Raw genomic sequence first — 19640 nt, 5'->3', positions numbered from 1 at the left:
AAGGCCTGACGTCGATGGTCTAGTAGTGCTTTGTTAGGTCGTTGCGGCGTGTCGCTTATACGGGCATCGTGGCGGTGGCGGTGCTTGGCTGCGGTGCGCGGACGAGCGGGAACTCGCTCGGGTGCGGGCGCTGTTGAAGGACTTCGCGGCAGGGATCTTCGCGGGACGGCACACCTGACACACCCTTAAGTAGCTACGCGCGGATCAGGCGTTGCCCCAACATCATTTGACGGCCTTGTCGGACCCACCTACTTAACTGATCAGACCGCTACTGGCCGGAAGTAACCGCAGTGGGCTTCCGTGGCAGGAGGCCCCAGTTTCGGCCAATTTGATCGCCAACGCCAAGAGGGTCCGTTGACGCATTCAGAGGGTGAAGGCAAGAGCTCGAACCCATATAGTCCTAATTTGCGCAAAAAGTGAATTTACCGTGTCGGGAATACGACCGACCGACCGGCTGATCGCTTCGCTTCAATAGTCGAATGAGGCGGAGGCGCAAGTTCCCGCAAGACAGATCGGAAAGCACCCGTTTATCGCTTCTCACCGGCGTGCGGCCGGCACCATGGATTGCCGTGTTCCTGCTCGCACTGGTCCCGCTCATTTTCGGTACGACCCTTGGGGTGGTAAACCCGAGCAACACTATTCTTCCCGACATCGGCGCGAGCCTGATCGGCGGTGCGATTACCGGCCTAGTCTTCGCTTTCGTACAGTACACGATGGCCCAGCGCAACCAGTCCCAAGAGAAGGAGGTTGACCTTCGACTTTTACTCACCTCTAGCAGCAATCTACCCGGCATCGACCTGTCGGGCCGCCTACTCGCCGGGGTCTACCTACGCGGCAAGAATCTCGAATCGGCCCAACTCGTAGGTACCGACCTGACACGCGCGGTCCTCGACCGAATCGTGCTCGACTCCGCTGACCTGACCAATGCCAACTTGAGCCGGGCCACCATGAAAGCGGCGCGAGTACATGAGGTTCAGATGTCCCGTTGTCGGTTGAACCAGGCAGATTTGACTGGCACCGACCTTACCTCGAGCGTGCTCTCGGCCGCAGTTCTCGACGACGCCGACCTGAGCGGTGCCCGCCTAAGTGGGGCGGACCTGACCCGGGCGTCGCTGCTACGTACCAATCTGGACGAGGCGCAGCTCGGCGGTGCCCAACTCGGTCACGTCCGGGCTATCTCGGTACGACTCGCCGGGGCGGATATGACCGGTGCCGTCCTGCACTTCGCCGACCTCGGCTACGGCCACCTAGCCCGCGCGAATCTGGCCGGCGCGCAGCTGCTCGGTGCAAACCTCTCCGAGGCAGTCCTGACCCTGGCCGATCTGTCCGACGCTGAACTCACCGGCGCTTCGCTGGTCCGGGCCGATTTGACCGGCTGCAAGGCCAACGGCGCGATGTTGCGGTCTGTGGACCTCAGTGGAGCGATCCTCGTCGGCTGCGACCTGCGCGGCGCCGACCTGACCGGTGCCCGCCTGGACGGGGTGCAAGGACGGGGCAGCGCCCGCTTCGACGAGCACACCCGTTGGCCAGAGGACATTCTGGAAGGCTCACTCCCGCAGCCGGTCGATCAAGGGTGGGCGGGGATACGCCGGGTGCGCGTAGTCCCGGCCACGCCTGATGCCGCCGGACTCGCCCGGGATATCGCGGCCGAGATGGCCCGCCAGCAGAGCATATCCCGGCAGGTCGAAGGTGTACGAATGTCGTTGCCGCTTACTGTGCGGCCACCGCAGGCGCTGCGGGTCCGGACCAGAGGAATATCGCTGGGGATTCGGCCGACTGCGACCATCCGGGTCAGCATCGCGGAAGAAGCAATACTAGCCTCTGTGAGGTTCCGTGGGCGATCCTGCATCCTCCCGCCGACCCCTATTAAAAGGGGCCCTGCCAGCAGGGTCCCAGACGCAGAATCGGAGCTAACCGCGATCGACGAGGTGACGGCCCGAATTCTCAATATCGTCGACCCGCGTGACGGCGCACCCTGGATTGTCCGTGCGTGCGTAACCGCAGCCAACCGGATCTGGATCGACGAGGGCCGTCCGGCGACCACCCGGTGCCGGCGCTTCCTGCTCGCCGCGCGCCAAGTCGACCCACTCAGCCCGATCGTCAACTATGCTCTGGGCGCACTCGGCTACAACGAGTACGACGGTGGTCCAACAAAGGCGTCTTTGGAATATTTTGCGGTTGCCTATACCTCCTCGGCACGTCTCGCTCCCGGCATGGACGGGCTGGTCGGGCTATGCCTGACAGGCACCGCGCTAGCCAATTGCCAACTCTACCACCGGTTCGGCATGGAGACCCAGGCGGTACTCGCGGCAAGCCGCAGCGCCGCCGCAAACGCTGTGGCCAGAACCAGAGAACGCCTGAAGCAGCAGAACCTGTCACCACGGGCGTACCGCAACGCGATGGAGGGCTACGCCCTGGCCCGATATGCCGAGGCGTTCGCCCAGCACGTCACCGAGAAGGAGGACGACGTACGGTCATCCATCCCGATCTATGAGGATGCAATCGAGACGCTACGTTCTGTAAATTCCCCAGTCCCGGCCGTGCTATACAACAACTTAGGCTACCAGCACATGACCGTGGCTGGCCTCAAAGAGCGTGGCTCGGACACCCAGTCGTACCAGATGGCGCGCATTCGTTTCCTGGAGTCCTTGAAGGCACATCCTGATCTGCATTTTGGCTGGGCCAACCTAGGCAACGTGGACAGGTTGCTCGGAAATCCGGCCGCCGCCGAGAATAGCTACCGACGGGCCCTGAAGATCGTGGCGACCGAGGGCGGCCGGTACCCCCAGGGCTGGAACGAGCTGGCCTGCGTGCTATTGGAGCTCGGAGGTCGTGACGACGAGGCCTGGGCCGCGCACCAGCAGGCCGTGGCCGATGGTTCGGCTCCCGCGGTCCGCGCCAAGCTGCGCGCCGAATTCGCGGGCCGCCTCATCCTGGTCGGTCACCCGGACAAGGCCGCAGAGGTGGCGCAGGAGGGTCTCGCCGAAGATCCGGGCAATCGATATTGCCTTCAGGCGCTGGAGGAGGCACAGTCCGCTTCATGAGCTACTGGGAGGCAGCACGCAGCCATCCGTTCACCTACCCCGGCGCCCACCCGGACGGCCCGTTCGTCCTCGTGGACGACGAGGTTCATGACCTGGACCGGAACTTCGCCCTGACTGGGGGAACCTCACTCGACGATCTGCTCCGCACCCGTTCGCTTCCACTCATCGCCGCCCGCTACCCCGTTCTCACATACGGCGGCAACCGCAACCCGGCCACCCTAAGCCTAAAGATGGATCACTATCGGTATACCACACCCGGTCGCGGCACGGTGATCCCGGTATTGCCAGCACGGATCCGCGGTTTCGACGTGGTGGCTGGCGGCTTGTCCAGTCAGGGCTACCTTTACGCCGACCTGTTCGCCGACGAGCGCACCGCAGCCACCGAGCTCGACGTGCACGTGTTGCTGCTCGACGATGACCAACTGCGGGTCATGCACGATTCGGAGGGTGTCCGGACCGACTTGTATGACGTCGCCGTCCTGCATGGCGTCGAGCTTCCTGGATTCGGCGAAAGCGCCGCCCTGGCCTACGTCGGGGTCGCGTCGGTCGTGGTCTCTCCCCTATTGAACGCCCCGCTCGCTTTCGAAGCGGTCCGCGCCACTGGACGTACCCTGCCCGCATTCGATACCACCGCGATGATCGCCCACATGATCAGCGCATCGAATCTGTCCGTCGATGTTCGCGCGACCGTGACTCCCGGTATCGTCGAGCCCTTGGACGACATGCAGTTGGCCACCGAGCTGATGCGGTACCTGAACGGCCAGTGGTGGTGGCGCCAACACACCGGGCAACATCGGCTGCTCGCCTGCGAACGCCTGGAGAAAGCGATTAGGGCTGGGCTAGCCGCTACCTCCCGGCCATCCAAGACCCGGGACCTGGTGGCCCTTCACGAACCGATCCTCAATCCCGACAACGCCTACCACCCGGGCGAAGAGCTCACGTTCGGTGCCTGCCTAAAGAACATCTCGTAACTGGGTGATGGCGTTGCAGTCAGTGCCGAGACGACGACCGAGGTTATTGAGTGGGGTCCCCTACCCGTCGTGCCGGGCCATGGGAGGCCGCTCTCCTTGACGACGCACTCATGATCGGACGTCCGCCACGCTGAACCGCACGCGGGGCAGCCGACCAGCGAACGCAACCGGCAAGCGCTGGCGTCGTTCGCCGCCCACCGACCAACATTGATCGACAGATACGAGTCAAGGCCCCTCGATCGAGGGGCCTTGAGCTTGCCGTATTCAATGTGGGCGATACTGGGATCGAACCAGTGACCTCTTCGGTGTGAACGCCGACATGGCGCACCATCGGCTGCAAGCCGTTGCCTTCTGGTGCTGCTCAGGTGGCCATGGTGCACGGCCAGCCTCGGACACCGTCAACGGCTGGCAACCGTTTCGCTGCCTCTATGCTGCCCGGATCACCCCCGCATGCGCGGGGAACAGGCGGCGCTCGCGGCGGGAGCTGTCGTCGTCTCAGGATCACCCCCGCATGCGCGGGGAACAGCACCGGACCATCGACATTCGAGCGGACCGCCGGGGATCACCCCCGCATGCGCGGGGAACAGCGGGACGGGTGGACGCTGAACCCGGCGATCGGAGGATCACCCCCGCATGCGCGGGGAACAGACGGTGAGCCGCCACGCGAACCGGGCCAGGGACGGATCACCCCCGCATGCGCGGGGAACAGACCGCATCCACGGTGCGCTGGAAGCCGTACCGGGGATCACCCCCGCATGCGCGGGGAACAGCCAGGGAGACCGCGATGCACACCATGAACCGCAGGATCACCCCCGCATGCGCGGGGAACAGCTACCCATGACCGTTCGGCCGTACTGCGCCCCGGGATCACCCCCGCATGCGCGGGGAACAGGGCAGCTTCGCTGACTCGAACAACGTCGACCAGGGATCACCCCCGCATGCGCGGGGAACAGATCGTGGTGCCGAAGGACATGCCCCGGCTGTCGGGATCACCCCCGCATGCGCGGGGAACAGGCGGACGTGCCCACGTCCGGCCTGGAGGACACCGGATCACCCCCGCATGCGCGGGGAACAGTCGCCGACCGTCGCCGTCGAGGACTACCGACTGGGATCACCCCCGCATGCGCGGGGAACAGTCGACCTTGTACTCGCGCTGGCGCTCGATCGGCGGATCACCCCCGCATGCGCGGGGAACAGACTTCTTGACCTGGGCCGCTAGAGATCAACAGCGCCGATTTCATTCACTTGCCCGACCAAGATCCTCCCCGCCCGTGCCGCCCTGGTTGCTGGTGACAAGGTACCGCTGACTCGCCGCGCTTGGCGCGTGCCCCGCCCCCGCTTCTGCCATCCCGTCCGCCGCCGACCCACACCACGGTGGAGCGGGCCAGGGCCAGGGCGACAAGGTGGAGCGCCCTACCGGACGAACGACCTTGTCGCCCTGGCCCTGGTCTGCTCGGCTCTGCCTGGGTCGGCGGTGGACGGGATGGCATCCCTACCTCAACCACCCACGGCCGCAACCGTTCGGCAACTCCATCCCGGAGTCGTTGGGCCCCCGCCGGAGGCAGCCCTAACCCCAGCCCCGCACCCACCCGCCGCCCCCTTCACCCACCTTCACTCCTCCCCCACACCGGCTCCGGAGCGGCCGGCGTGTTCCGTTCGGCAACTCGTCCAGGCCGACCGTCGACCGGTCCGCGGTGAGGTGTTCCGAGGATGGAAGAGCTCGACGGGTGTGCTGTCGCGTGGTCCCGGTCAGTCCGGGACTCGTCACCGGTTCCTCACGGAACCAGGGGTGACGCGCGGGGCGGGGCGTGGTTTGCGGGCCGGCTGACTTTCCGCCCCGGCGCCGTAGGCGGCCGGGGCGGCGGCTCCGTAGGAGCCGGTTGCCGCGCCCCGGCCCGCGCCGCGCGGAGCGCCTTGATCTAGTACAGGCCAATTCGGCAACAGATCACAGGCAGCTCCGAGCCGACCAAGGCCAACACGACACCAACCACCGACGCGCATCTCCACCCCGCAGCGACGGCTACCCGTGACTCGTGTCCGCGTCTGTCGTCCGCGCGAAGTCGCCCGCCATCGCAACCCTGCTGCCTGCTTCCCTACTGCTCGCTCATGACGGCCCAGAACCTTGCTCTCGTTGCACGTCTGCGTTCTCCTTCTTCGCACCCTCCACGCCACACACTTAGGGCGGCCTCCCCCGTGGGAAGCCGCCCTCTGCCTGTCCCCGCTCACCTACCTCAGAGGCAGGGTGGCGACCGTTCTCCACTCGTACATTTGCTGGTCCCGGTGCATCTCGATCAGGTCGACGTGCTTGATCGCCACGTGGGCGGGCTCAACGTTCACGCGCCCCACGGCCTCGACATACGGCTCCGCGGACCCCTCGGCCGTGACGTAGGCGACGCTCACATGAGGCCGGAACCGGTCCGGGTCTTCGCCGATCCGGTCTTCGCCGAGCACCCGGCCGATTGCCTGCCGGGTGAGGTGGCGCAGCTCGTGGACTGGCTCGGCGGGTTCGGCTGGCATCACGATCGCCTCATCCGCAACAACGATTGGGCCGAATTCCACTTCGAATGCCGGAACGTCGGCCAGTAGCGAGCGAGCCTCGCCAGCGATCTTCTCGGCGAGCTCCTGGGCGACCTCGTCGCCGAAGCCGATGCCCTGCATGGTCAGGTGCAACCACCGGTCCGGGATCAGGGTGAGACTCGGCATCTCCGCCAGGCTCGTTCGGTACGCCTTCGCGGCTCGGTAGAGCTGGTGTTGGCCCTCAAAGGTGATGTGGAAGGCGTAGAAGCGCCTGCCGACGTGCCAGCCTGGACGCCACCACCAGTGGTTGCGAACGTGGGCGGCGTGCTGACCTGGGGCGAGGTCAACGAGCGACATCTAGCCTCCTCAGACTTCGGACGGGGTGTCAGGTTGGGCCGGCTCCGGCTCTACCGGGTACTCGTCGATGACGACAATGCGATCCGCGGGCCAGACGGACTCGGAGACCTCCAGGACACTTCCGTCGTCGGCCCTCGCAACGTGGATGACCTGCATGACGGGTGCGCCTGTGGGCAACTCCAGCGCGGCAGCCTCTTCCGCCGTGGGAAGGCGGGAGAACCAGTGATCACGGGCCGTCGCGTAGCGCTTGCCGCTGATTTCTTCGATGCAGAGGAAGAGAGCCTTGGGTACAACCTGGGGAGTCTCCAGGTAGGTTCCGCCGGCAATGTCGGTCGGGATGTAGCTCGCGCCGATCTCTTCCGGCCTGCCGGTCTCCTGGTCATAGAGGTGCCGCCGACGTACCACCACCTCGGAACCTGCCGGCACCCCCATCGCGGCAGCGATCTCGCCGCGCACCGGGGCCTTCCCCGCGAACACGATGTCGTGTCGCAGGTGGGCCGTTAACAGTCGCTGGTCGCTGCGCGCCCGGCCATAGCGATGCCGGGAGCGGCGTTGCAGCCGCCGGCTCTCCCGGACGAAGGTCCCCACGCCATGACGGGACTCGATCAGTCCCTCGGCGCGAAGAACCCCCATTGCGTTACGCAGGGTGATCGGACTTACTCGGAAGCGCTCGGCCAACGCGGTCTCTGCTGGCAGACGCTCTCCCGCCTTCAGGTCGCCGTCGCGGATGCTTCGCCGCAGCTCTGCTGCGATCTGGAGGTACTTGGGTGCCCTTGCGCCCAACTCGTCGGTCATCGCCGCCCTCACTCCGGTAGTCCTCTCTAGGACAACCTCTCTACTTCACTGTACGTGCGCTAGCCGGTCAGCGCATGGCCGCTTGTTGCGCCACCAGCCAAACCCAGTCCTATAGAGGACTTGTGGACACCTAATGAGGCAGCTACAGTCCTCTACAGGTCTACAGGAGTAGGCGAGGCACCAATCGGTATGGAGGTGGAGAGCGTGGCTCTCAAGGGTGGTGCGCGGATCGGGCTGTCGTTCGAGGCGGTGTTCCCGCACGGGTGTGTGTTCGTGCCGGACTCGATCGCTGAGGCGCAGGACTTCGACGAGAAGACGCGGGTGCGGACCCCGGCGAAGGACAAGATCACGGGGCTGCGGGTGTGGCAGTGCCGGGTGATGGACATGGACCCGGAGTTGGGGGCCCGGTCGCGTGAGGTGGCGGTGAAGATCCTGTCGCCGGTGCAGCCGGTGCCGCCGGTGGGTCCGTTCCAGCCGGTGGAGTTCGAGGGTCTGACGGTGACGCCGTACGTGGGTAGCAACGGCCGGTTGGCGTACTCGTACCGGGCGACGGCGCTGGTGGCTCCGAAGACCCTCGCGGAGTCGCGCGGGAAGGCCGCCTGATGGGTTCCGAGTCGGTTCGTCGCATCGGCGAGGTGCTGCGGTCGGCCCGGGAGCCGGGTGCGGGTTCTGACCCGGACTACTTCCGGCGTAAGGCTGAGGCGTTCGAGCAGATCGCGGCGGAACAGCCGGACCTGGCCGCGGAGTGCGCGGAGCTCGCGGCTCGGGCTCGTCGTCGTGGTCAGCAGTTGGAGTCTCACTGACCTCTTGGTGCGCGCGGGGCGGTCTCGGCCCTAGGAAAGCTCGACCGCCCCGCGCTGCCCTCACCAACTTGTTACGGCCTGGAAGGGCAGGTTCATCATGCCAATCGTCCTGGACTGGACGCGTGGTGCGGGTGCCGGCGAGTCGGCCCCGTGTGTGATCTGCGGGAAGCCGGCGATCTGTCGGAGTCCCGCTGGCAAGCCGGTGCACAAGGTCTGCGCCGAGGTGTGGACCGCGCAGCGCTCGACCGGTAAGGCGGTGGCCTGATGCGCGCGCCGCTGGTCAACTTCCGCAGGTTTCAGGTCGCTGCCCCGTGGCCGCTGGTCTGGACGGTCACCGGCCTGTTCCTGCTGGTCCGCCTTGCTGTCGCGTTGGTGCGCTTCGTCGTGGTGGCGGTGCGGAACTGGCGGATCGTGCTCGTCGTGGCCGTGGTCCTGGTCGCCGTCGACGTCTACCGCTCGTATGGCTGGTGGCCTCACCTCCTGGTCGCCGTGGCCGTCGCGGGTGGCTCGGGTGTGTGGTGGTGGCGTGGCCGGGAGTCGTTTCATCGGCTGGTCGTGCTGCGGCTGATCGGGCTGTGGCGTCGCTGGTGGGTGTATCGGCGGCAGTGGCATGAGGTGATGTCGCTGTGTGGGCTGGTGAAGAAGTACGACGGTGGGGAGAAGCTGCCGGTCCTGCTGTCGGTGCGGTGCACCCACGCCACCGATGAACTGCTGGTGCGGATGCCTCGGGGTCAGAACCCGGAGGTCTACCACAAGGCGGCGCGGGACCTGGCGCACTCGTTCGGTTCCCGGCACTGTCGGGTCCGCTCCGGCCGGCCGGTGGCTCCGCCTCGCTCGGGTCGCCTCGCGTGGCTGCTGCGCATGGTCGACGGCATCCGGTTTCGGGATCGGCCGCGGCGGCTGCGGTTGGTGTTCATCCGCCGGGACCCGTTGCGGCAGATCGTGAAGCCGTGGCCGGTGCCGTCACGCCCGGACTTCACCGCCCTGCCGGTCGGGATGCGGGAGGACCTGGCCGTGTACGCGCTGCGGCTGCTGGCCACCCACGTCCTGATCGGCGGCGCGACCCGGATGGGCAAAGGCTCGGTCATCTGGTCCCTGCTACGGGCGTTGGCTTCCGGCATCCGCTCCGGGCTGGTGCGGGTGTGGGCGATCGACCCGAAGGGCGGCATGGAACTGGCTATCGGTCGGGCGTTGTTCTCCCGCTACGTCGATGACGACTGGACCCGCATGGCGGACATGCTCGATGACGCCGTCGCACGAATGCGGGCCCGTCAGCAGGTACTCCGCGGCAAGGTCCGCGTCCACACCCCGACCACCGACGAACCGTTGATCGTCGTGGTCATCGATGAGATCGCCGCACTGCTGGCGTTCCTGCCCGACAGCGACCTTCGCACCCGGATCACGCAGGCGTTGGGGCTGCTGCTGACGCAGGGCGCGGGGCTCGGGGTGCTGGTCGTCGCCGCCACGCAGGACCCGCGTAAGGAAGTCGTGTCGGTGCGGGACTTCTTCCCCACCCGCATCGCGCTCGGCCTGACCGAACGCAGCCACGTGGATCTGCTCCTCGGTGAGGGTGCGCGGGACCGGGGTGCCCTGGCCGACCAGATCCCCCTGTCGGCCCCGGGCGTGGCGTATGTCCTGCTCGACGGCCAGCCCGAACCGGCCCGGGTCCGGTTCTCGTTCATCCCCGACGACGTGATCCGGGAGATGGCCGCGACGTTCCCCGCCCCACCCGAGACCCAACCCCACCCGGAACCCACCCCGGCCCCGGCCCGGCCAGTCCCGGCCGCCCGCAACGGCAACAGCCCCGGTGGGCGCACCTACCGGCCGTCGCCACCGAAGCAGGACGCGCCGCTGTTGCCACCGTCGCTGCTCAACGCCCTGGACCTCAACGGCACCCGCAACGGAGGTGACCCCCGATGACCGCCCACGAGCTGCCCGAGGACGTCCCGGTGCGGATGCCGTACGTGGACCTGCCCGATGAGCCCGCCCAGGATCGTCGGTTCTACCGGCTGCGCGCTCCGCACGTGGACAAGGCGTCCGTGCCGGTCACGGTCCGGGTCACCCCCGACGCTGACCTGTACGTCGCCGTCGGTGCCGGCCGCCGCCGGATGTATCTGACGCCGGCTGAGGCGTGGGCGTTGTGGCGGTGCCTGTCCGAAGCGGTCGCCTCCACCGGTGAGCCGCCGGAGTGGATCCGCGTGCACATCCGCCCCACCACCCGCTGACCTTCCTTCCCGTTCCGCCCGAAACGAGGAGTCTCCATGGCTGCCCGTCGGCTCACCATGCGTCCGATCCGCCGGATCTGTCTCGACCTGCACCACACCGACCCCGACCAGTCCTGCCCCTACTGCGCCCCCGACCCCGTCCTGGACGCGCTGATCGGAACCGCGCTGCGTCGTCACGCGGAGATCGCCGCCGAGGACGCCGAAACCTGGGGATGGGCCGCGTGACCCGCCCCATGGTCGGCCCGTTCGGCCGCGACCTCGCCGTGATGATCGCCGGCCCCGCCGGGGTGCTGCACCTGGTCACCAATCCCGAGGACTGCTCCCTGTGCGGGCAGCGCGGTGAGGTCAACGTCTGGAACCCCGCCGCCATCCGCGACGAACTCACCTTCGAGCAGACCCCGCCCCGGCACCGGATCTGGGTGACCCCATGCCCCGTCTGCCGGTTCCACGACTTCATCACCTGGGAGGCCCCGCAGTGAACCACCAACTCTGGTCCTGGCTCCTCATGGCCGTCGGCGTCACCGGCCTCTACCTCGCCGGGAAACGCTCCTGGACCGGCTGGGCGATCGGACTCGCCGGACAGTTCCTGTGGCTGGCCTACTCCCTGGTGACCGAGCAGTGGGGCTTCCTCGCCTCCTGCTTCGTCTACGGCGCGGTCTACATCCGCAACCTGCGCGCCTGGCTCCACCCCACCCCGCCCGCCACCGTCCAGACCACCCCGGCCCCCGTTCCCGTCCGGTCGACCGTCGACCGGGGATCGTCGGTGGTGCGGTCGCACTCCGGGCCGGTGCGCTGCCTCTCCGCCTCCTGCCCGCGCCCGGCCACCCACTGGCACGACGGTGCCCCCTGGTGCCTGCCCTGCGCCGACCGGGCCATCACGGACGAAGGCCGTTGCGGCGTCGACCCCGTGCCGGGCACCGATGCTGACTTCGCCGCGTACTACCTGACCCGGGATCTGAACCCCGCCCTGCGCAGCGTCGGGCAGGTGTCGTGATGCGCCCCGCCACGATCGCTGACCGGTTGGAGTCGGCGTTGCTCGTGCTGATCCTCCTGGCCGTCGGTGGGTTCGCCGGGGCCGCGTCGTTCACCCACGTCCACGACTGGACCATGGCCCACGCCCCCGCCGGTACCGGGGACTGGTTCGGCTGGGCCAACGCCGTCATCTCCGAACTCACCCCCGCCGCCGCACTGCTCGTCATCCGCCGACGCCGACGCCGCGACCCGGACGCCTCCGTGCTCTACCCCCTGGCCATCCTGATCGCCTCCGTCGTGCTGTCCCTCGCCGCGCAGATCGCCGTGGCCAACGACAGCTTCTCGTCCCGGCTGCTGTCCTCCGTACCCGCGCTGGCGTTCCTCGCCCTGTCCAAACTCGTCCTCACCGGCCACACCACCCCCACCCCCACCCCGGCCGCGGTGCCCGCGCCGGCCAAGCCGGCTGACCCCATCGACCTGGACGACACCGACACCGCCCCGGACCCCATCGAACCGACCCCGGCCCCCGTCGCGCCGCCGGCCCCGGCCCCGGAACCGATCCACGTCCCCGCCCCCGCTCCCGTTCCGTCGGTTCCATCCGCCTACGTGTCCTCGCCCATGCCGCCGGCTCGCACCAACGGCCACGTCTACGCCGCCGGGGTGATCCAATGACCCACCTCGCCCGCACCCGGCCCCCGGCCTCCGGTGCGCTCGTTCGCCGGGTCGTCGGCACCCCCGCCGAGGTCGCCGCAACCGTCGCCCTCGTCCGCGACTCCGGCCGCCTGCTGTCCATGACCCGCCCCCAGCAACTCCCCGACGGACACCGGGTCACCGTCACCATCCGGTTCCTCAACCCCCGCCCCATCCGGGCCCACCGGTCCCGCCGTGGCCTGGCCATCGCCGTCCCGGCCGTGGGCGTCGTCGCCGTCACCGGCTACCTGGCCGTCCAGCTCGTCCGCGCGGTCATCGCCGTCCTGCCGCTGATCGCCGGCGGCGCCCTGGTCCTGACCGTCATCGCCGTCCTGCTGCGCCGCAGCTCGGGCCGATGCTGCCCCGGCCTGCACTGCCCCGGCTGCCACCACTAACCCGCCCGGCTGGCCCACCCCTGACCGACCCCGGCCACGGGTGGGCCAGCCAACCCCGCTCCTACCGGAGGTGACCCGTTGACCGCCCCGACCCTGCCCGGCCTCACCCCCGACACCCCGCCGCCAACACCCGCCCCGGCTACCGTGCCGCCCGCGCCCGGCTCGCGTGCCGCCCGTCTCGCCCTGCCCATGTCCCGGCAGGTGCTCAAGGAGATGGCCGCCGAGTACGGCGTGTGCCTGCACCCGGTCACCCTGCGCCGCACCGACCTGCACACCGGACAGACCGAAGTCGTGGACCTGCCCTGCGGATCGACCCGCGACGACAAGTGCCCACCATGCGCGAAACGCGCCCAGCGGCTACGGCGCACCCAGATCCGGGAAGGCTGGCACCGCACCGACGAACCCGCCCCCGCACCCCAACCGGCCACCGACGCGCAGCGAGAGTTGATCCTGCTGCGCGGTCATCTGGAGTTCGCCCGCGACGAAGCCCACCGCGCCGCCCAACACGACCAGATCCCCGGCATCGACCAAGCCATCGCCGAGGTAGAGGAAGCCATCGCCGCTGAGGGTCTCCGCGGCCGGGTCGCCCCCTCCCACGATGAGGATGAGGATGCGGGGCCGCGCCGGAAGCGGTCGACCCGCCGCCGCCAGGACGCACCCGACCTGCCGCGTAAGAAGGTCGAACCCCGCACCGTCGGCAAGGTCTACACCGCGCCCGACGGCACCGAACACCGGCCGTCAATGTGGCTGACCCTCACCCTCGACTCCTACGGCCGCGTCCTGCCCGACGGCACCCCCGTCGACCCGGACACCTACGACTACCGGCGCGCCGCCTGGGACGCGGTGCACTTCGCCCGGCTCCTCGACCGGTTCTGGCAGAACCTACGCCGCTGCGTCGGCTGGAACGTCCAATACGCCGGCTGCGTCGAACCCCAACGCCGACTCGCCCCACACGCCCACTTCGCCATCCGCGGCACCATCCCCCGCGCGGTGCTCAAGCAAGTTGCCGCCGCCACCTACCACCAGGTGTGGTGGCCACCCGCCGACCAGCTCGTGTATCCGCTGGACCGGCCGCCGGTGTGGGACAACGACGTCAACGCCTGGGTAGACCCCGACACCCGCGAGCCGCTCACGACGTGGGCTGACGCCCTGGACCTGGTCGACGCCGACCCCGACGCCACGCCGGCCCACGTTGCCCGGTTCGGCGTCCAGGTCCGCGCCGAAGGCGTCACCCCCGGCACCGTCCACGCACAACGCACCATCGGCTACATCACGAAGTACATCACCAAGTCCGCCGCCGACTGCCACACCACCAACACCGACCGGCAGCGGGACCACCTCGACCGGCTCTGGCAGCAACTCCGCATCACCCCCTGCAACGAACGCTGCGCCAACTGGCTGCTCTACGGCATCCAACCCAAGAAGGCCCACAGCCGCCTCCAGGCCGGACGGTGCAAGGGCAAGGTCCACCAACGGGCCACCCTCGGCATCGGCGGCCGACGCATCCTCGTCTCCCGCGACTGGTCCGGCAAAACCCTCGCCGACCACCGCGCCGACGCACGCGCCTGGGTCCGCAACCTCCTCGGCGTCACCACCGGAGCCGACGACGTCCCCACCACCGGCCCCAACGACCCACCCGCCTTCGCCTGGGAACTCGCCCGACCCGACGACCCCGACATCCCACCCCTACAACACCGACTCCTCAAAGCGCTGTCCCAACGCGCCCAATGGAAAGCCGCCCTCAACGCCGCGAGGTCCAGAGCTGCTGAGGCTGCCGGCCCTGCGACGGCATCGCTGCCTGTCCCTACGTCCTGACCGGAGGAACACCGTGGAACCCGTCTTGTCCCTCGTTCCCCGTCCGCGCTCCGTGACCGGTGACGCTGCCCCGTCGGGTCGTCTCGTGCGGGCTGCGGACAGCCGTGCCGTCTACACCGTCGCCGAGGTGGCCGGGCTGCTGTCGCTGTCCCTCGGCAGCACCTACGCCCTGGTCCGCGAGGGCGAGATCCCCGCGCGCAAGCTCGGCGGCCGATGGGTGATCCCGAAGAACCGTTTCCACGCCTGGCTGAACGCCACCGACACGGAAGGCTGCGCCTGATGGGCTTCGTTCGTAAGACTCCCGCCGGTCGTCACCGGGCCTGCTGGCGCGACCCGGCCGGCGATCAGAAGTCGAAGACTTTCCGCACGAAGAAGGAAGCCAACGCCTTCCTGGCCGAAGTTGAATCCGCCCTGAACCGGGGAACGTACGTCGCCCCCGACGCCGGCCGGCTCCACTTCGGCGACTACGCGGCCACGTGGCTTGCCAACCGCAACGACGAGAAAGCCACCGCCGCCCGTGACGCCTCGATCATGCGTAACCACGTCGTCCCGCGCTGGGGCACGGTCCCATTGGCGAAGATCGAACACTCGGCCGTGCAAGGCTGGATCACGTCCCTCGGGGAACGCCTCTCCCCGGCCACCATCCGGGAGTGCTACCGCCTCACCTCCGGCGTCCTGCGCACGGCCGTACGCGACCGGCTCATCGGCTTCAACCCGTGCGAGGGCGTCCGCCTGCCCCCGCGTCGACGGATGGACACCGATGAGCTGGTCATCACCCGCCCGGAACTGTTCGGCAAGCTGCTGCCCGCCGTGCCCAACCGATACCGTGCCCTGGTCGCCCTCGCCGCCGGCACCGGACTGCGCTGGGGCGAGTGCGCCGGGCTCCGCTGGGACGCCGTCGACCTGGACGCCGCCGTCGTGCGCGTCGTCCGCGTCGCCGAAGAAGTCTCCGGACACGTCACGCTCAAGCCGTATCCGAAGTCACGAGCCGGCCGCCGGACCGTGCCGCTCCCGCCGTTCGTCGTCCAGGCGCTCACCGACCACCGCCACACAGTCGAACCCGGCGACGACGGCCTGATCTTCGTCACCCGCACCGGCGAAGCGCTACGACGCGGCACGTTCCGCGCCCGGGTCTGGAAACCGTCGCTGCACCGGGCCGGCCTCCCGATCGGGTTGCGATTCCACGACCTACGCCACTCCTACGCGACGTGGCTCGTCTCCGACGGCGTCCCCATCAACGATGTCGCCAAGGTGATGGGCCACGAACAGACATCCACCACCCTCAACCGGTACACCCACTCAACGAGCGAACGTGACCGGCGGGTGCTGGCATCGTTCGCTGCCTTCCCGCTGCCTCCCGACCAGCACTGATCGACAGATACGAGTCAAGGCCCCTCAATTGAGGGGCCTTGAGCTTGCCGTATTCAGTGTGGGCGATACTGGGATCGAACCAGTGACCTCTTCGGTGTGAACTCTCGGCAAGCCGGTCGGACCGGGTGTCATCCGAGGTCATCCGGCCTGCTGGGGTGGCTCTGGGTCGGGCTCGGTGGGTGGGGTTGCTGTACTTCGCTGCTGTACTTCTCGTCGACGAGGAACCGGCCGAAGTGGGCGCGTCGCTGTAGCCAGTGCCGGCGGTCGTCGCAGGGGTGGGGTCGGCCGCACCGGCACAGGTTCAGGGCCGATTCGGCGTGCTTGGTCAGCAGGATGTCCGCGTGGGCCACCTGTGCCCTGGCGTACTCGCGGAAGGACGCCGAGGTGTAGAGGGCTCCCACCGGTCACCGCCTCGGCCTGGGGTTGTGGCGGCGGTGCCAGAGGGCTTCGGCGACGGCGTCGACGGGGTCGATGTCCCCGGCCGTCAGGCGCTCGCGGGTGACGGCGATCCAGGGCGGTGAGGCGGGGGTGGCCTGACCGCAGGCGGTTCGCATTCCCTGCTGGGCGAGTTGGGCCAGGCGGCAGGGGTCGCGTTGGTTCTCGTGCCAGCAGCCGGCGACCACACAGAAGCCGAAGCTGTCGGGTCGGTGGGCCTCCCAGAGGGCGCGGGCCAGTCGCCACAACAGGCGGTGCTGGCAGTCGGCGGGTGGTTCCACGGGCGGGTTTTCGACATCGAAGGACATGCGCCGACCATCCCGTTCGGCGGCGGCCGGATCCATGGCCAGCGGTCATGTCACGGTGACATGGGACGGCTCGACCAGCGCGAACGGTCGCCCTAGGCTGTCGACCTGAACACCTTGAGTAGTCGGAACGCGACGCTGGGAGCTGCCGTGCTGCTCGATCCGCTCGATCCCCTTCGGATTCCGGAGGAAGCGTGGTCGCACGGCGAGGTGCTGACCGTGCTGGCCGCCCGCGACATCGGCGGGCTGTTCCGCTGGATCACGAGTCTCACCGGGGCGAGTCAGAGCCGGGTCGGGGCCGCCGTCGGGCTGGAACAGGGCTACGTCAGCCGGATCATGGCCGGACGCAAGGTCACCTCGATCGACGTCCTCGAACGGATCGCCGACGGCTGCCGGATGCCCGACCAGGCGCGTACCACGATGGGCCTGGCACCCCGGCAGGCCGCGCCGCCGGCCGACCCTGAACGGCGCGTTCCCGGCGAGCCGCCGTTGCAGCGGACCTGGCGCGACGACGTACGCAGTGCCGCAGAGCTTTGGCGAGGTGACGTGAACCGTCGAGACGTACTCCGGCAGGTGGCCTTCAGCTCCGCCGGCTACACCCTGCCGGCGCTGCGCTGGTTCACCGCCCCCGACCCGGCCCCGGTCACCCAGCCCGGCCGCAACACGGTCGGTCAACCCGAGATTGACACCATCCGCGCGATGACCGCGACCTACCGCCAGCTCGACAACCAGTACGGCGGCGGGCACGCCCGCGACACCGTGGCCCGCTACCTCCACCAGGAGGTGACCCCACTACTCACCAACGGCCGGTACGACCACCCCACCGGGCAACGGCTGCTCAGCGCCGCCGCCGAACTGGCCCAACTCGCCGGCTGGCAGGCGTACGACACCGCCGAGCACGGCATCGCCCAGCGGTACCTGACCCTCGCCCTGGACTTCGCCCACGCCGCCGGAGACGACGGCCTCGGCGCGGAGATCCTCGCCGCGATGAGCCACCAGGCCACCTACCTCGGCCACACCGCCACCGGCCTCGACCTCGCCCGCGCCGCCGGCCAGACCGCCCGCCGCGCCGGGGTCCCCGTCCTGACCGCCGAAGCCCACGTCATGGAAGCCCACGCCCTGGCCAAAGCCAACGACGAACGGGCCTGCGCCGCCGCCCTGCACCAGGCAGAACAGGCCCTCGACCGAGCCGACCGCAGCAGCGACCCGCAATGGCTCAGCTACTTCGACGAGGCATACCTGTCGGCCAAGTTCGGCCACTGCTTCCACGCCCTCGGCCGCAACACCCACGCCGAACGCTTCGCCGCCCGCTCCCTACGCATGGACAACCGATACGTACGCGGCAAAGCCTTCAACCTCGCGCTGCTCGCCAACGTCCACGCCCAGCAGGGCGAACCCGACCGGGCCTGCGCCATCGGCGCGGAAGCCCTGACCCTGACCAACCAGCTCCGCTCGGCCAGAGCCGTCCGCTACCTCCGCGACCTGCAAGCCCAGCTCACCCCGCACCGGCAGTTGCCCGCCGTCCGGCACTTCACCGGCCGTATCGACGCCACCCTCGGCCGGCGACGCTGACCCCTACAGCTCTCCCCGAGCCTTACGCGCGACCAGCTCCAGCACCGCAATCACCGTGCCGGCACCGACGATCCCACCCCGGGACACCAGCCCGTACGCCTCGTCGAGCGGAATCCAGGCGACCTGCTCCGCCTCGTTCACGTCCACGGGAGCGCCGATGTGCTCGGCATGCCGGGCCAGGAAGAGCAGGTTCTCGGCGTCGGCAGTGCCGACCCACGGTTGGAAGGACAGCAATAACTCCACCGCCTGGGGCCGCCAGCCGGTCTCCTCCTCGACCTCCCGCACCGCGCACTGCGCCGGCTGCTCCTGGTCGTCGACGTAGCCACCGGGCAACTCCCACACCCACCGGTCGAACACGAACCGATGTCGCCGCATCAACAACAGGCGCTGTTGCTCGTCGAGCACGGCGACCATGGCCGACCGGGGAGCCCTGATCACGTACTGCTCGAAGCGCACCCCGTCCGGCAACTCCACCTCGGCGATGCTCAACCGCGCTCGCCTGGTGTCGTCCACGACCCGTTCGCCGTGGATGGTCCACCGGGTCAACTCCGTCGCCTGCTCCTCCACCACCCCGCCAGTATCCGCGTCGAACCCCTCACCGTGCGCGACAGGCGGCAGCCGCTGGCCGCACCACCCCGGTTATGCCAAGTCGCCCGACCCCTCGCTTGTAAGTTCTGGGCGCTCCGTCCGGCGGGGTCCGTCCGCATCCGCGACCTCGGGCGATTGTCTGCGCCTGGCTGCCTGTGGCTGCCCTCGTCCTCGCCCGCTGCTGTCACCGTTGCTGTCGACCCCCGCCAAGCCCCAGCCAATCCCAACCTCAGAGGGCGTCCTGGTCGACGGCGGCCCTCAGCGCCGAGTTCATCTCCTGGATGGCCTTGTCCAGCTCCACTACTGCACCGTTGTCCGGATCAAGCCACCTGCGATGTGCGCTTTGGTTCACGTCCCCTTCGAACCACTCCCAGCGCACCCGTTTCATGGCTTGAACTAGAGCGGCCCAACTTTCGCCCACTTCAGGCGCGGCGTACAGCCTTACCCGCGCTGTGAGGCGATCCGGATGCTGTAGGTCTGGCACCTCGGCTGGAGTATCGCCGTACTCGTCAGTCACTGCCTCCAGAGTGGACTGTTCGCTCTGCGTGTACTCGGCCAGGTCCACGTAAAGGGCGGCCCGACGTTCCCGCTGCCGAGCAAGGCGCTCGCGTTCATGCCGGACCTGGTCCAGCTCGCGCTCGCGTTCCCAGCGACGGTCCTCCCGCTTCCTGGTAGCTCGTTGAGTGAGCCCAGCGCCGGCCAGGGCCCCTGCGATGCCGAGAGCACCGGACGCGAGAGGTACCCAGAGAGCTACTTCAGTCACAGCCACCCCGAAATTCTTGCGT

20 protein-coding genes and 1 CRISPR repeat array are annotated in these 19640 nt (G+C 68.7%); of the genes, 14 read left to right on the top strand and 6 right to left on the bottom strand.

The window, feature by feature from the left end; genetic code table 11:
* The first annotated feature begins 569 nt into the window (after positions 1 to 569).
* Positions 570 to 3044, top strand: coding sequence for a pentapeptide repeat-containing protein (locus tag O7633_RS30110; protein WP_282324794.1), 2475 nt, complete (start codon positions 570 to 572; stop codon positions 3042 to 3044).
* On the top strand, positions 3041 to 4015 hold the full coding sequence (locus O7633_RS30105; RefSeq protein WP_282324793.1) for a hypothetical protein: 975 nt from the start codon (positions 3041 to 3043) through the stop codon (positions 4013 to 4015). The genes O7633_RS30110 and O7633_RS30105 overlap by 4 nt, the downstream gene beginning before the upstream one ends.
* Positions 4016 to 4452: 437 nt before the next feature.
* Positions 4453 to 5212: direct repeats of the CRISPR family, unit length 28 nt; unit sequence GGATCACCCCCGCATGCGCGGGGAACAG.
* A gap of 1029 nt (positions 5213 to 6241) precedes the next feature.
* On the opposite strand, the gene O7633_RS30100 is transcribed toward O7633_RS30105, so the two are convergent.
* On the bottom strand, positions 6242 to 6889 hold the full coding sequence (locus O7633_RS30100) for a 2'-5' RNA ligase family protein (protein ID WP_074478998.1): 648 nt from the start codon (positions 6887 to 6889) through the stop codon (positions 6242 to 6244).
* A 9-nt stretch (positions 6890 to 6898) separates the two neighbouring features.
* On the bottom strand, positions 6899 to 7684 hold the full coding sequence (locus tag O7633_RS30095; protein WP_282324792.1) for a GntR family transcriptional regulator: 786 nt from the start codon (positions 7682 to 7684) through the stop codon (positions 6899 to 6901).
* 204 nt (positions 7685 to 7888) lie between these two features.
* Between O7633_RS30095 and O7633_RS30090 the strand changes: the two genes are divergently transcribed.
* The 11 genes from O7633_RS30090 (at position 7889) to O7633_RS30040 (ending at position 15955) form a co-directional block, all read left to right on the top strand.
* A complete protein-coding gene (locus tag O7633_RS30090; protein ID WP_074479008.1) occupies positions 7889 to 8287 on the top strand; it encodes a transcriptional regulator in 399 nt (132 codons plus the stop codon).
* A gap of 464 nt (positions 8288 to 8751) precedes the next feature.
* Entirely contained in the window at positions 8752 to 10407 is a 1656-nt protein-coding gene (locus O7633_RS30085) for an FtsK/SpoIIIE domain-containing protein (RefSeq protein WP_282324791.1), read from the top strand.
* The gene (locus O7633_RS30080) at positions 10404 to 10712 is read left to right on the top strand and encodes a spread protein (RefSeq protein WP_282324790.1); all 309 of its coding nucleotides are present in this window, start codon (positions 10404 to 10406) and stop codon (positions 10710 to 10712) included. Before O7633_RS30085 ends, O7633_RS30080 begins: the two co-directional genes overlap by 4 nt.
* Positions 10713 to 10748: 36 nt before the next feature.
* Positions 10749 to 10937: a hypothetical protein gene (locus O7633_RS30075; protein ID WP_282324789.1), complete on the top strand. Its 189-nt coding sequence runs from the start codon at positions 10749 to 10751 to the stop codon at positions 10935 to 10937.
* Positions 10934 to 11191, top strand: coding sequence for a hypothetical protein (locus O7633_RS30070; RefSeq protein WP_282324788.1), 258 nt, complete (start codon positions 10934 to 10936; stop codon positions 11189 to 11191). Before O7633_RS30075 ends, O7633_RS30070 begins: the two co-directional genes overlap by 4 nt.
* Positions 11188 to 11706, top strand: coding sequence for a hypothetical protein (locus O7633_RS30065; RefSeq protein WP_282324787.1), 519 nt, complete (start codon positions 11188 to 11190; stop codon positions 11704 to 11706). The genes O7633_RS30070 and O7633_RS30065 overlap by 4 nt, the downstream gene beginning before the upstream one ends.
* Entirely contained in the window at positions 11706 to 12356 is a 651-nt protein-coding gene (locus O7633_RS30060; RefSeq protein ID WP_282324786.1) for a hypothetical protein, read from the top strand. The genes O7633_RS30065 and O7633_RS30060 overlap by 1 nt, the downstream gene beginning before the upstream one ends.
* The gene (locus tag O7633_RS30055; protein WP_282324785.1) at positions 12353 to 12769 is read left to right on the top strand and encodes a hypothetical protein; all 417 of its coding nucleotides are present in this window, start codon (positions 12353 to 12355) and stop codon (positions 12767 to 12769) included. Before O7633_RS30060 ends, O7633_RS30055 begins: the two co-directional genes overlap by 4 nt.
* 78 nt (positions 12770 to 12847) lie before the next feature.
* Entirely contained in the window at positions 12848 to 14584 is a 1737-nt protein-coding gene (locus O7633_RS30050; RefSeq protein WP_282324784.1) for a replication initiator, read from the top strand.
* 85 nt (positions 14585 to 14669) lie between these two features.
* Positions 14670 to 14864 (top strand): helix-turn-helix domain-containing protein, encoded by a 195-nt coding sequence (locus O7633_RS30045; protein WP_074479189.1) that lies wholly within the window; start codon positions 14670 to 14672, stop codon positions 14862 to 14864.
* On the top strand, positions 14864 to 15955 hold the full coding sequence (locus O7633_RS30040) for a site-specific integrase (protein WP_074479188.1): 1092 nt from the start codon (positions 14864 to 14866) through the stop codon (positions 15953 to 15955). Before O7633_RS30045 ends, O7633_RS30040 begins: the two co-directional genes overlap by 1 nt.
* Positions 15956 to 16083: 128 nt before the next feature.
* Here O7633_RS30040 and O7633_RS30035 read toward each other — a convergent pair whose 3' ends face one another.
* Positions 16084 to 16356 (bottom strand): hypothetical protein, encoded by a 273-nt coding sequence (locus tag O7633_RS30035; RefSeq protein WP_282324783.1) that lies wholly within the window; start codon positions 16354 to 16356, stop codon positions 16084 to 16086.
* Positions 16357 to 16359: 3 nt separating this feature from the next.
* Positions 16360 to 16698: a hypothetical protein gene (locus O7633_RS30030; RefSeq protein WP_282324782.1), complete on the bottom strand. Its 339-nt coding sequence runs from the start codon at positions 16696 to 16698 to the stop codon at positions 16360 to 16362.
* A 150-nt stretch (positions 16699 to 16848) separates the two neighbouring features.
* Here O7633_RS30030 and O7633_RS30025 point away from each other — a divergent pair, with 150 nt between their 5' ends.
* Positions 16849 to 18267: a helix-turn-helix transcriptional regulator gene (locus O7633_RS30025; protein ID WP_282328684.1), complete on the top strand. Its 1419-nt coding sequence runs from the start codon at positions 16849 to 16851 to the stop codon at positions 18265 to 18267.
* 3 nt (positions 18268 to 18270) lie between these two features.
* Here O7633_RS30025 and O7633_RS30020 read toward each other — a convergent pair whose 3' ends face one another.
* Both O7633_RS30020 and O7633_RS30015 read right to left on the bottom strand, forming a co-directional pair.
* Positions 18271 to 18837 carry an NUDIX hydrolase gene (locus O7633_RS30020; RefSeq protein ID WP_282324781.1) on the bottom strand — a complete coding sequence of 189 codons (567 nt, stop codon included), beginning with the start codon at positions 18835 to 18837 and terminating at the stop codon, positions 18271 to 18273.
* 247 nt (positions 18838 to 19084) lie between these two features.
* Positions 19085 to 19372 carry a hypothetical protein gene (locus O7633_RS30015; protein ID WP_282324780.1) on the bottom strand — a complete coding sequence of 96 codons (288 nt, stop codon included), beginning with the start codon at positions 19370 to 19372 and terminating at the stop codon, positions 19085 to 19087.
* Between the last annotated feature and the right edge of the window lie 268 nt (positions 19373 to 19640).

Origin of the sequence: Micromonospora sp. WMMD712 (assembly GCF_029581295.1) — a bacterium.
GTDB classification, from domain to species: domain Bacteria; phylum Actinomycetota; class Actinomycetes; order Mycobacteriales; family Micromonosporaceae; genus Micromonospora; species Micromonospora carbonacea.
Note: the sequence above shows the minus strand (reverse complement) of the source record. Positions and strands in the feature narration are given on the sequence as shown.

What these genes read in the sequence shown, in the direction of transcription:
- O7633_RS30105 (WP_282324793.1), top strand. Translation starts at nt 3,041, where the DNA reads ATGAGCTACTGGGAGGCAGCACGCAGCCATCCGTTCACCTACCCCGGC.
- O7633_RS30100 (WP_074478998.1), bottom strand. Translation starts at nt 6,889, where the DNA reads ATGTCGCTCGTTGACCTCGCCCCAGGTCAGCACGCCGCCCACGTTCGC.
- O7633_RS30095 (WP_282324792.1), bottom strand. Translation starts at nt 7,684, where the DNA reads ATGACCGACGAGTTGGGCGCAAGGGCACCCAAGTACCTCCAGATCGCA.
- O7633_RS30085 (WP_282324791.1), top strand. Translation starts at nt 8,752, where the DNA reads ATGCGCGCGCCGCTGGTCAACTTCCGCAGGTTTCAGGTCGCTGCCCCG.
- O7633_RS30080 (WP_282324790.1), top strand. Translation starts at nt 10,404, where the DNA reads ATGACCGCCCACGAGCTGCCCGAGGACGTCCCGGTGCGGATGCCGTAC.
- O7633_RS30075 (WP_282324789.1), top strand. Translation starts at nt 10,749, where the DNA reads ATGGCTGCCCGTCGGCTCACCATGCGTCCGATCCGCCGGATCTGTCTC.
- O7633_RS30060 (WP_282324786.1), top strand. Translation starts at nt 11,706, where the DNA reads ATGCGCCCCGCCACGATCGCTGACCGGTTGGAGTCGGCGTTGCTCGTG.
- O7633_RS30055 (WP_282324785.1), top strand. Translation starts at nt 12,353, where the DNA reads ATGACCCACCTCGCCCGCACCCGGCCCCCGGCCTCCGGTGCGCTCGTT.
- O7633_RS30040 (WP_074479188.1), top strand. Translation starts at nt 14,864, where the DNA reads ATGGGCTTCGTTCGTAAGACTCCCGCCGGTCGTCACCGGGCCTGCTGG.
- O7633_RS30030 (WP_282324782.1), bottom strand. Translation starts at nt 16,698, where the DNA reads ATGTCCTTCGATGTCGAAAACCCGCCCGTGGAACCACCCGCCGACTGC.